The organism is Microbacterium sp. SW12 (genome assembly GCF_055391095.1).
The window spans coordinates 719,038-730,341 of the sequence record NZ_AP024335.1; the positions used below are offsets into that span (position 1 = coordinate 719,038).

An 11,304-nucleotide genomic window follows, 5' to 3' on the forward strand; every position below is an offset into this window, starting at 1 on the left:
ACTGAGGTGCTGTCGGCTGAGACCCGCTAGTCTCGGGATGCAGGTGGGGCGAAGCCGAACGGATTGAGCGATTGCCAATGCCACGCGTCGCGGGCCATGTCTTCAATTGTCCGCGTGGCTTGCCAACCCAGTTCATCTCGTGCACGTGAGGCATTCGCCCACGCCGACGGCAAGTCTCCCGGCCGCCGCGGACCCAGACGATAGGGAATCCGCTTGCCGCAGGCCTCCTCGAATGCTCGTATGAGGTCGAAGACGGTCGTGGGAACACCAGTTCCGAGATTCCACGCACGTGTCCCGCGATTGGCTAGAGCCCACGTGAGGGCGGCGATATGCCCCTCCGCGAGGTCGCAGACGTGGATATAGTCGCGTTCTCCGGTCCCGTCCTTGGTCGGATAATCAGCGCCGAAGACGGTTACTGCTTCCCGTCTTCCCACCGCGACTTGTGCAACGTAAGGGGCCAAGTTGTTGGGCACGCCGAGTGGATCCTCACCGATCAAGCCGCTCGGATGAGCGCCGATGGGGTTGAAGTAGCGGAGAACAGCAACGCTCCAGCTCGGGTCAGAAGCAGCAAGATCGGACAGGATTCTCTCCAACATCGCCTTCGTTTGACCATACGGATTGGTCGAGATGATGGGTTCATCCTCCTCTTTGTACGGGGGCTGCTGTCCGCCCCCGTAGACCGTTGCGGATGAAGAGAACACGATGCTGCGGACGCCGCACTCGTTCATTACCTTGAGTAGCGAGAACGTGGCATCAAGATTATGCGAGTAGTAAGTCAGCGGCTCCGCGACGCTCTCGCTGACTGCCTTCAGCCCAGCGAAGTGGATCACAGCTTCAGGGCTGGTGGCAGCGAAGGCATCAGCCAGAGCGTGTTCATTGCGCAGATCCGCTACGTGCATCGCGGCGGACTTGGAAGTTATCTGAGCAATTCTGTCGAGCACGACGGGCGAACTATTTGACAGATTGTCAACGATGGTCACTTCGTGTCCGCGCTCTAGCAGCGCCACGACGGTGTGCGAGCCGATGTATCCGGTGCCACCGGTGACGAGAACACGCAATGGACCCTCCCAGGTTTGTCCGATTCGATGCTAGTCCAGAACGACCGCGGCCTCGCAGTGTCTCCGCATGCCGTGCGCTGGTTGCGTGGTGCTGAACGCGCTCGCCGACGCGGCAGAATATCGGGGTGCACAAGAGAACGCTGAAAGGCAGGAGCCACATGACCAACCGTTCTGATCAGGAGCGGCCGGCTCCTGCGCGTGCCCTCCAGCGATTCGCCCGGCATTGGGTGAGCATTGCTCTTGCTGCGATCTCGCTCGTCTACGGCGGAGCGGTGACGGTTCTGCACGACGACTCCGTTTCGCCGATCGATGAAGTTGTCTACCTGGACTACACGTACAAGCTCTGGGACCAGGGCCTGGTGCACAAGGGGGAGACCTTCGGGGACGAGGTCGCGCACCTGGTCGCTTGCGAGAACGTCATCCCGTTCGGTTCGCTTGGTCAGGAGTGCGGATCGGATGATGTGAACCTCGCCGCGATGCCTAACGCTGGGTACACCACCGGCGAGGGCTACACCCCGATCTATTTCTGGACTGTCCGAATTATCGGGGACCCCGTGCACGCGATCACGGGCCTAAGCGAAGTTACTTCGTGGCGGTTGAGCGGGGTGGTTTGGCTCGCCGGAACGATTCTTGTGCTGGCCGCCCTCCTGCGCAGAGCGGGCGTACCTCAGTTTGCCGTATTCGCGCTTGGTCTCTTGTTCATTGGATCGCCGTATGCATGGTGGACATACACCTATATCAGTACAGACACAAGCGTCGTGATCTTCGGAGCGAGTATTCTCTTGGTAACGATGGAGGCCGTGCGCGGGAGGTGGTCCGCATGGTGGCTGGTCCCCCTTGCGGTACTCGCTCCACTTTTCAAGATCACGAACCTCGTCGTCTTCGGCCTCGTTCTGATCTACCTCGTGCTCGACAGTTTGACTCGGCGGATCCGCAAATCCGCGGACTACCCAGGCGCACCACGAGGTGTCGCCAGCGTTACACGACTCTGGCTTCCCATCGGCCTCGCCGTTGTACTCGCTGGCGCAATACAAGCCGCGTGGCTACGCATAATCCCCTTGCTCGCCGTGAGCGATGTAGTGGTCGATCAGGGTATTACCACACCATTGACGGCAGGCGAAGTGGTGCGTTTGGCGCTGAGTGGGATTACTGGTGCAATCACGCACAATCCTGCGGTTGGGCGGACGGACTCGATGCTGCCTGAGCTGATTTTCGTCCCATTGAGCTGGTTGGCGATCGCCGGCGTAATTGGAGCGGTTATGTCTATGCAATGGAACTCGAGGCGAGGGCCACTCGTTTGGGGGACTGCAGTTGCCACGATCGCCGCGCTCCCCGCGCTCGGTTGCCTGATGTGGTTCTTGACCGGAGTGTATTTTCCCCTCCCCGGGCGGTACGCGGCTGGACTGGTTCCGGCCATCCTGCTCGTCACAGGGTTCATGCTGAGGAGCCGGGTGGCAACGATCGGAGTCGTTGCATACTCGGCGCTGCTCCTCACTTTCGGGGTCACGCTGGCGATCCACATTGGGGCTAGCTACTAGGCCGTGTTGCTATATCCATTGGAGGGCGGCTGAGAGGCAGATTCCGGCTGCGTATGAGGTCGCTGTCTTGTCGTATCGGGACGCGAGTCCTCGCCATTGCTTGATGAAGTTGAAGCACCGCTCGATCACGTTGCGGCCCTTGTAGCGTTCCTGCTGCTCGTCGCCGAAGTTGATGGGACGGCCTGCCCGCTTGCGTCGGTGGGCGATCTGGTCGTCGCGTTCGGGGATCGTGGCCTTGATGCCCCGCTCCCGAAGCCACGCGCGGTTCTTCTTCGACGGATACCCCTTGTCTGCGAGTACCCGCTCGGGTCTGGTGCGCGCAGGACCCCGCCCCGGGACGTGGATCTGATCGAGCACGTCGGTGAACATGCTCGTGTCCGCGACCTGCCCGCCGGTGAGCACGAACGCGGGGCGTGTCAAATGGTGTGTGTAAGGGGTGGGTCTCCTTATGAAAGGAAACACACTGTTGGTTATCGACAAGGCGTCGCGTGAGGCGCGGCGCAAGGCTCAGGCGGAGGGTCAGCGTCTCATTTCCTCCGGCGTGATGGACGACCTGTTCGCGAAGATCGATGCTGGCGAGATCGAGGTCGATGGCGCGGACGGGCTGATCCAGCAGCTCATCAAGACCGGCCTCGAGCGCGGGTTGCAGGCCGAGTTGACCGGGCACGTCGGCTACGAGAAGGACGACCCGGAAGCGCACCTGCACGAGAACTCGCGGAACGGGTCGTTCCCGAAGACCGTTGGCACCAGCGTCGGCGACGTCGAGCTGCGGGTCCCGCGGGACCGCAACGGCACGTTCACCCCGCGGCTGGTGCCGACCGGCAGCCGCCGGCTGTCGCGGCTGGACGAGATGATCATTTCGCTCTACGCCGGCGGGATGACCGTCCGCGACATCGAGCACCACCTCGCCGCCACGGTCTGCACCGAGCTGTCACGGGAGACGATCTCGAAGATCGTCGACGAGATCGCCGACGAGGTGCTGGCCTGGCAGCACCGTCCGCTCGAGGCGTTCTACCCGGTGATCTACCTGGACGCGCTGATCGTGAAGGTCCGCGACGGCGGGCACGTCAGGAACAAAGCCGCGCACATCGCCGTCGGCGTCGACATGGACGGCGTCAAGCACGTCCTCGGGATCTGGGTGCAGCACACCGAGGGCGCGAAGTTCTGGGCGGCGGTTTGCGCCGAGCTTGCCAACCGCGGCGTCCGCGACGTGCTCATCGTCTGCTGCGACGGGCTGACCGGGTTCCCCGAAGCGATCGAGGCGACCTGGCCGGACTCGATGGTCCAGGTCTGCGTGGTCCACCTGATCCGCGCCTCGATGCGATTCGTGTCCTATGGGCAGCGCAAGGCCGTCGCCGCCGCGCTGAGACCGATCTACCAGGCTGCGACCGTGGACGCCGCCCGCGCCGAGCTCGAGGCGTTCGTCAGCTCGGTACTGGGTAAGGCGAACCCTCGCACCGTCGCCGTGTTCGAGAACGCCTGGGAGCGGTTCACCCCTTTTCCTCGCGTTCCCGCCGGAGGTGAGACGGGTGATTTACACGACGAACGCGATCGAGTCGCTGAACTTCCAGTTACGGAAGGTCACAAGAATCGCGGGCACTTCCCGAACGACCAGTCCGTGGTGAAGCTGCTCTGGCTGGCGATCTGCGATATCGAGGACAAACGCGCCCGTGACCGAGCGAGGGAACGCGGCCGCCCGTCCGCCGAGCGCAAGGCCTCCGGGCGGCTCGTCGAGGGTGAGGTCCTGACGAACTGGAAGAAGGCCCTCGAACAGCTCGCGATCGCGTTCCCCGAGCGCATCGAGCACTACCTCTAGCCCTGAGACACCGCCCGCTTACACACACAACTTGACAGGCTCCGAACGCGAGCGGGCGGGCCTTCCCGTCGCAAACGAGGTGGATCTTCGTCGTCAAACGGCCCCGTGACCGGCCGATCGCGTGATCAGGCGGCTCCGGCCCGGATTTCTTGTAACTCAATCCAGCCCCCTGTGTCGCGGGGCAAGGTCGCGCCGTGCTGGTGGACACGGGCGATCGAGGAGTCCACCGACACGACCCAGTCGATCTCACCCTGAAGCGACGCGCGACGCTGCACGTGGGCGAGCAAGTCCTCCCAGACCCCATCGGCCGCCCAACGGCGGAAATTCTCGTAAATCGTGTTCCAGTTCCCGAACCGCTCAGGCAGATCCCGCCACGCCGACCCCGTCCGAAACCGCCACGCGGTCGCCTCGACTACCGTGCGTCGATCAACCGGCGGACGCCCCCGCGTACTCGCAGGCGGGAACACCTCCCCGATCAATTGCCAGGCCTCATCCGTGATGACATCTCGCGACACGCCTCCAGCATCACCCACCCACGAACAGCATTTAGCAACACGGCCTAGGGGCGGGGCTGACGGGGTACGTCACAGAATCAAGGGACTCCGCGGTGTTAGGATCTGGAGGCTGCCCAATCGTTGCGGTGGTCGCTGGCGGCGATGCGCCATGAACTCGTGGGCACGGAGGTTGGGATGAGTCCTCCATCAAGGGGGCTTCCGCGACAGGATACGGGCGAGTTCGTCAGCCGTGACGGTCGCGGTTGGCTTGACGGTCGCGATTGGTATGTCGTACGCGCCTTTGCGGGCGGTGAGGTAACGAAGCTGTGAGAACACTCGACTACACAGACACGTGGCTGATCGTGCCGCTCTACAACGAGGCGACCGTCGTGCGGCACGTTGTAGCAGAGGCTCGGGATACGTTTCCGAACATCGTGTGCATTGACGATGGAAGCTCGGACAACTCAGTAGCGGAGGCGCTCGCCGGAGGTGCGACTGTGCTTCGTCACCCGATCAACTTGGGTCAGGGCGCTGCAATCCAGACGGGGATCGTCTTCGCCCGACGCCAGGCAGGAGCGGAGTACTTCGTAACCTTCGATTCTGATGGTCAGCACAAGGTGGCAGACGCGGCGGCGATGGTTGACCGCCTGCGTGAGGAGCCGATCGACATCATCTTCGGGTCGCGATTCCTCGACGACCGCACGAACGCTGGTGGGCTGAAGAAGCTCGTGTTGCGGACTGCGGTGTTATTCGAACGCCTTTCCACGGGTGTGCGCTTGACCGACGCACATAACGGGCTGCGTGCCTTTAACAAGAGTGCGGCCCATGTCCTTCAGATCACGCAAAACCGCATGGCGCATGCGAGCGAGATTGTCTCTCAGGTCGGTAAGAATCATCTGAGATATGCGGAGCACCCGGTAGAGATCGTGTACACCGATTACTCACGGGGCAAGGGACAATCGCTCTGGAACTCCGTGAATATCCTCAGCGAACTATTTATCAAGTAGGCGTGATGACTGATCAGTTGACAATCAAGATCCTCTTGATAGGTGCCTTTATTGTTATGGGCTTCATCCTGCTCAAGTCGGGAGGATCGGCGCGGACGCAAGCAATACGAACGATTACTCTCCTGATTCTGTTGGCGGCCGCGGTGTACGCGGTGCTGTTCCCCGCCGTGATCAACGACTTGGCACAACTGGTCGGCGTTGGTCGTGGCACAGACCTCCTCCTCTACGTGTTCCTCGTAGTGTTCGTGGCGAACGCGCTCACCACAGTCCGGAGGCGCCGCGCCCAGGACGCCCAGATCACGCAACTCGCCAGGGAGATCGCTCTGCGAAGTCCGGAGCGTCTCGGAGATCATCAGGAGCAGCGGTTTGAGTGACGTCGCGCGGGTAGCGCGCAGGACGCCGCCGGTGGCTTGGGGTCACCTCCTCCTGCATGGAATGGGATCAATCTGTGACAACTGATAGCGCTCGCGCGCGATACGAGAGACTCAAGCAGTGGCCGCTTCGCCCTGTCACGGAGCGGTCCGGGTTCTGGGGCTCCGCCAAGGCAGTGTTCGCGCAGCGCCAGCTTCTTGGCGGTTTGATTCGTCGCGATATCAAGGCGCGATACAAGGACAGCGTACTCGGCATGCTGTGGACGCTGATCAATCCGATCGTCCAGCTCGTTGTCTACTACGTCGTGATGGGTCAGTTCCTCGGGGCTGCCAGGGGAATCCCTAACTTCGCCATATACATCTTCTCTGGCCTGACGATCTTTGTACTTTTCAGCGAGATGCTGACCGGGACCACCGCTTCGATCGTGGCCAACTCTGGTCTCGTCAAGAAGGTGTACATTCCGCGCGAGGTATTCCCGCTTGCATCGATGGGTTCGGCGCTGTTCACCTTCGCGGTCCAGCTGGTGGTCCTCTTAATCGCCTGTCTGCTTCTCGGCGGGTTGCCGTCAGGCTGGGATCTGCTGTACTTCTTTCCGTCAGTACTTGTGGTAGCCGTATATGGCCTCGCGTTCGGACTGCTGCTTTCGGCGCTGAACGTGTACTTGCGCGATGTGCAGTACCTCACACAGATTCTCCTGATGTTGGCGATGTGGGCCTCACCGATCGTCTACGGGTGGACGATGGTTGGCGACGTTATCCAGCGAGCATCAGTTCCGGCTTGGGTGTTAGAGGTATATACCAACAACCCGCTGACTCTTGCGGTGCTTGGCTTTCATAAGGCCTTCTGGGCCGCGGGTTCCCCTTCCGACTATCCCGACGGTTTGGCGCTCCGGATGGGCATCGCCGTTCTTGTCGGCCTCGTTCTCATGTGGGTCTTTCAGCGGGTGTTCGCGCGACTTCAGGGAAATTTCGCTCAGGAGCTCTGATGACCGACTCAGTTTCCAGTCCCCCGGACATCGTCGTGATCGACGATGTGTCGAAGACGTTCACAATCCGCAAGGACAACTCTCTCAAGGAGAGGGTCGTCACTCTCGGCAGGAGAGGGCGCGCACATCGCGAGACCTTCGAATCTTTGCGCCACGTCTCGTTCGCGATTCCCGCGGGATCGTCGATCGGCCTTCTCGGGCCTAACGGTTCCGGCAAGAGCACCCTCCTCAAAGTCATCGGAGGCATCATCGACCCCACTAGCGGGAGCGTTCGCCGCAGAGGACGAATGGCGGCGTTGCTGGAACTGGGAGCTGGATTCCACCCTGACCTATCAGGCCGAGACAACGTATATCTCAATGCATCGATCCTGGGTCTAACCAGGAGCGAGACGGACGCGCGCTTTCACGAAATCGTCGCTTTCGCAGAGATCGAAGACTTCATTGATACACAGGTGAAGTTCTACTCGTCAGGCATGTACGTGCGCCTGGCGTTCGCAGTCGCTGTCCACACGGACCCGGATCTGCTCCTCGTCGACGAAGTTCTCGCGGTGGGCGATGAGGCGTTCCAGCGAAAGTGTATGGACAAGATTCGCCAGTTCCAGGCCGAAGGTCGCACGATAGTCCTCGTATCTCACTCCGCCGGCCAGGTCATGGAAGTGTGCGATCGAGGCGTAGTGCTGAGCGCTGGGGAGGTGGCGTTTATCGGCTCCGCCGCAGAAGCGACTAAGGTTCACCGCGAGATCCTCGAAGGGAAACGGAAGCAGGCAGTCGCGGAGCACGAACACCTCGCGGAACCGCGAGCGTACTCGTCAATCGCAGGAATCACGGTGGATGATGGCTCTGGCGTGCCGAGCAGCACCTTCTCGCCCGGTGATGATCTCACTATCACTCTCTCCATCGACCACGCCGTTTCCCACGACAGCTGGAACACGAGTATCAGCATCGACACGCCACACGGCCAACAGGTCTTCGGTACCGGCACAAGGCGACTGGGAGCGCCCCACGACGCTGTAACGCCCGGACGAGTGGATGTGTCATACCAGCTTCCCGCGCTGTCGCTCGCGGGCGGTCAGTACTTCGTCAATGCTGAGGTTTCGGACGCAGACGGGGCGCCTTTGGACGCGATGTGGCAGGGCGCGTCCTTCTTCGTACCTGTGGAATTCCGACAGACCGGAACCGTCTACTCCGAAGTGCTCGTCGCAGTTCGGAAATGAGGCGGTAGCTCCTCCGAAGGCAGATCCACACCTGATCTGGGTTGGCCGGCCTGGCTCAGCACCCATTCCCAGTGCCGCGTCAGTCCCTCGCGAAGACCGATCCTCGGCATCCATCCGAACTGCGTGCTGATCGAAGTGAAATCGGCACTGGTGCGGGAGACGTCACCGCGCGCGACGTCCGCGTACCGCACGCGCGGGGTCCGGTCGGTGACGTCCGCGATCAGTTCGAGAACCTCGTTGATTGAGTGGCTACCACCGCCAGAGACGTTATACACCGTTCCTGGTGTCAACGCTCCCGAGCCCACGGCCGCGAGCGCGTCAACGATGTCGCCAACGTATGTGAAGTCCCGAACCTGTTCTCCCGAGCCGTAGACCACGATTTCGGTGTCTTCCAGCGTTGCCCGAAGAAAGCGGCCAAAAGCCATGTCTGGGCGCTGCCGAGGGCCGTACACGGTGAAGAACCTTAGTGACACAGTCTCCAGGCCGAAGTTCGCAGCGTAGAGCCTGCACAGATGCTCCGCCGCAAGCTTCGTTACCCCATAGGGACTGCGCGGCCGCGGAAGAGCGCTCTCGTTAGTAGGGTATGACTCGGCGTCTCCGTATACCGAGGACGACGAGGCGTATACGATGCGAATGTCGCGAACGCGTAGTGCTTCTTCGAGCAGTCGCTGCGTCGCGATAACGTTTGCATCGACATAGTCGTCGAATGACTCGCCCCATGATGCCCTTACACCCGGCTGGCCAGCGAGGTGGTAAACGACGTCGGCGCCGTCGAGGACACTACTCAGATCTGCACGCGTCAAGTCTGCGCGGACCAGTGTAAAGCCGTTGCCGACCAGTTCGGACAGATTGCGCTTCTTCAGGCGCGGGTCGTAATAGTCTGACAGGTTGTCGACCCCCACGACATCGTGGCCGTCGCTCATGAGTCGTTGGGTTAGATGGCTGCCAATGAAACCCGCGGCGCCCGTGACAACTGCCTTCATCGGTCATCCAGTCCCATCTCAGAATCTTATCCGAGGTGCGTGGTGGTTCATCGCGATCAGTAAGCTGGTCTCTCGTCGCCATGACGAGGAGGTTTAGGTGAGGATCTGCGTATACACTGTGCTCCTCGGGGGATACGACACCCTGCTCGAACAAGTCGTAGCAGCGAATAGCAAGGCCGACTTTCTGTGCTTCTCGGACAGTCAGAACCTAGTTAGCGAGACGTGGCGACTTGAGCGAGTCGATCCGCTACTGCCACAGGACTTGCACCGCAGCTCGCGGGAGTACAAGATCCTCGGTCATCCGGTGCTGCAGCAGTATGACGTGACGATCTGTATAGACGCGTCTGTCTTGCTTCGCTCGACTCCGGAACAGATAGTAGCTCAGCTACTGCCGGAGGAATTCGACATGGCCTTGCTCGCGCATAGCTATCGTGACACTGTGCTCGACGAATTCGATGAAGTAGTGCGTCTCAACTACGACGATAGGTTCAGAGTCTACGAACAGCTGACTGATTATGCGGTTCATTTTCCCGCGGCGCTCGACGCGCGGCCGCTATGGGGCGGTATGCTAATTCGACGCAACACTCAACACGTCGCTGACGCTATGCGTATTTGGTTCTATCAGGTTCTCCGATATTCACGGCGAGACCAGCTCTCACTACCATTCGCCCTGCAGGCGGCAGGACTCACGCCGCATGTCGTGGAGCTTGACAACTTCCAGTCGGAACTGCATGAATGGCCCGTCATAGCTGGCCGGAAAGTTGTGCAGGGTAAGGCCCCAGCATTCGCTCACGGCCCAATGGTCGCGGAGTTGCGGCGGGCAGTCCAACGCATCAAGGAACTGGAGGCGCAACTCGCGGACTGCGAGCCTGCGGCCGTCGCTGCGCTCCGGAATCGGATAGCGCAACAAGCGGCCGAGATCGAAGAGGGGTTCGCTGAACGCGTCAGGCTCGAACAGAACATCGAGGGATTGCGGCGGCGTCAATGGGAATTGGAGTATGTGGCCGCGCGCAGGAGCTCAATGTCCAGGCGGATAAGGAAATACGCGCGCGCGCTGGCAGTGAAGCTCACGAGAGGGCGTCTTCTAGCTGGGAAACGATGACAGAGTCAGCGGTACGTGCAGATAGCTCCCGCATCATCGCGAGCGCCTCTTCCCACTGCTCTCCGCGAAAGGTCTCACGGGCGTAGTCGAGCCCAGCGAGGATGGCGTCTTCGCTCGGATGGGCCTCGATCCAGTACGGGTAGTCGTCTGGCAACCAGAACGCCGCTTCCGTTTCGTCTCGCGCCAAGAGTATGTTCGCGCCAGCAAGTGCGGCGGTGAAGCCCTTCAGGAAGGGCTTGTGTCGATCCAGTAAGCGATGCTGACGCACTGCGTAGTGCATGTGAACTCCCGGAACCCGCTGCATCCAGGCAACATCCTGGCGGGCAGTGTCGACGTGGACAAAGTCCACCTCAGCTGCGATCTGAGGTGTACTCACAGCGTTCACCGTCTCTCCAAAGTATCGAACGAGCATCGGTCCGGCCGCCTCGGGTGGGGCGCCCCTTGATGCCAGTATGCGCCTGAGGCGGGGGTCAACGTGATGGTCGATGCGTACGACCTTGGTGGTCAATGGTCGGGATTCCAAGTCCCTATGCGCGGAGATCGATGCGGCGATGAGCACATCTGCGGCTGCCGCAACGTCGTCACTTACGTCCTCATCCACAGGATCAAGAAAGACGCGGTTTCCCCGGTGGCGCAGGCTATGGATCATGTCCGGATCCATCGTCCGGGCGGCGCCCTTGGTTAGGAAGAGCTCCGAGTTGCGGACGGTTCTGCTCACTGGCTCGAAAGTCACGC

The 11,304-nt window shown here is 61.1% G+C and carries 12 protein-coding genes; 7 read left to right on the plus strand and 5 right to left on the minus strand.

Annotated features, from left to right (window positions below; translation table 11 throughout):
- Positions 1 to 26: 26 nt before the first annotated feature.
- Positions 27 to 1,058 (minus strand): UDP-glucose 4-epimerase GalE, encoded by a 1,032-nt coding sequence (galE, locus tag MICSW_RS03525; RefSeq protein WP_464496765.1) that lies wholly within the window; start codon positions 1,056 to 1,058, stop codon positions 27 to 29.
- Between the two features lie 125 nt (positions 1,059 to 1,183).
- Here galE and MICSW_RS03530 point away from each other — a divergent pair, with 125 nt between their 5' ends.
- A complete protein-coding gene (locus MICSW_RS03530; protein WP_464496766.1) occupies positions 1,184 to 2,596 on the plus strand; it encodes a hypothetical protein in 1,413 nt (470 codons plus the stop codon).
- 9 nt (positions 2,597 to 2,605) lie between these two features.
- On the opposite strand, the gene MICSW_RS03535 is transcribed toward MICSW_RS03530, so the two are convergent.
- Complete coding sequence (locus MICSW_RS03535) at positions 2,606 to 3,016, minus strand: transposase (RefSeq protein ID WP_464496767.1); 411 nt, start codon at positions 3,014 to 3,016, stop codon at positions 2,606 to 2,608.
- A gap of 124 nt (positions 3,017 to 3,140) precedes the next feature.
- Here MICSW_RS03535 and MICSW_RS03540 point away from each other — a divergent pair, with 124 nt between their 5' ends.
- Positions 3,141 to 4,412, plus strand: coding sequence for an IS256 family transposase (locus MICSW_RS03540; protein WP_464498221.1), 1,272 nt, complete (start codon positions 3,141 to 3,143; stop codon positions 4,410 to 4,412).
- A 125-nt stretch (positions 4,413 to 4,537) separates the two neighbouring features.
- Here MICSW_RS03540 and MICSW_RS03545 read toward each other — a convergent pair whose 3' ends face one another.
- A complete protein-coding gene (locus MICSW_RS03545) occupies positions 4,538 to 4,927 on the minus strand; it encodes an IS5 family transposase (protein WP_464496768.1) in 390 nt (129 codons plus the stop codon).
- A 305-nt stretch (positions 4,928 to 5,232) separates the two neighbouring features.
- Between MICSW_RS03545 and MICSW_RS03550 the strand changes: the two genes are divergently transcribed.
- From MICSW_RS03550 to MICSW_RS03565, 4 genes are read left to right on the plus strand one after another with little or no spacing between them, the layout of a single operon-like run.
- Complete coding sequence (locus MICSW_RS03550) at positions 5,233 to 5,913, plus strand: glycosyltransferase family 2 protein (RefSeq protein ID WP_464496770.1); 681 nt, start codon at positions 5,233 to 5,235, stop codon at positions 5,911 to 5,913.
- 5 nt (positions 5,914 to 5,918) lie between these two features.
- Positions 5,919 to 6,287, plus strand: a complete 369-nt coding sequence (locus MICSW_RS03555; RefSeq protein WP_464496772.1) for a DUF2304 family protein — start codon at positions 5,919 to 5,921, stop codon at positions 6,285 to 6,287.
- A 56-nt stretch (positions 6,288 to 6,343) separates the two neighbouring features.
- Positions 6,344 to 7,270: an ABC transporter permease gene (locus MICSW_RS03560; protein ID WP_464496773.1), complete on the plus strand. Its 927-nt coding sequence runs from the start codon at positions 6,344 to 6,346 to the stop codon at positions 7,268 to 7,270.
- Entirely contained in the window at positions 7,270 to 8,484 is a 1,215-nt protein-coding gene (locus MICSW_RS03565; RefSeq protein ID WP_464496775.1) for an ABC transporter ATP-binding protein, read from the plus strand. Before MICSW_RS03560 ends, MICSW_RS03565 begins: the two co-directional genes overlap by 1 nt.
- On the opposite strand, the gene MICSW_RS03570 is transcribed toward MICSW_RS03565, so the two are convergent.
- Positions 8,451 to 9,467, minus strand: a complete 1,017-nt coding sequence (locus tag MICSW_RS03570) for an NAD-dependent epimerase/dehydratase family protein (RefSeq protein WP_464496776.1) — start codon at positions 9,465 to 9,467, stop codon at positions 8,451 to 8,453. The two genes, MICSW_RS03565 and MICSW_RS03570, sit on opposite strands and share 34 nt — an antisense overlap.
- Before the next feature lie 97 nt (positions 9,468 to 9,564).
- Here MICSW_RS03570 and MICSW_RS03575 point away from each other — a divergent pair, with 97 nt between their 5' ends.
- On the plus strand, positions 9,565 to 10,569 hold the full coding sequence (locus MICSW_RS03575; RefSeq protein ID WP_464496777.1) for a glycosyltransferase domain-containing protein: 1,005 nt from the start codon (positions 9,565 to 9,567) through the stop codon (positions 10,567 to 10,569).
- Here MICSW_RS03575 and MICSW_RS03580 read toward each other — a convergent pair.
- Positions 10,535 to 11,302, minus strand: a complete 768-nt coding sequence (locus MICSW_RS03580; protein ID WP_464496778.1) for a hypothetical protein — start codon at positions 11,300 to 11,302, stop codon at positions 10,535 to 10,537. The two genes, MICSW_RS03575 and MICSW_RS03580, sit on opposite strands and share 35 nt — an antisense overlap.
- Positions 11,303 to 11,304: the final 2 nt, after the last annotated feature.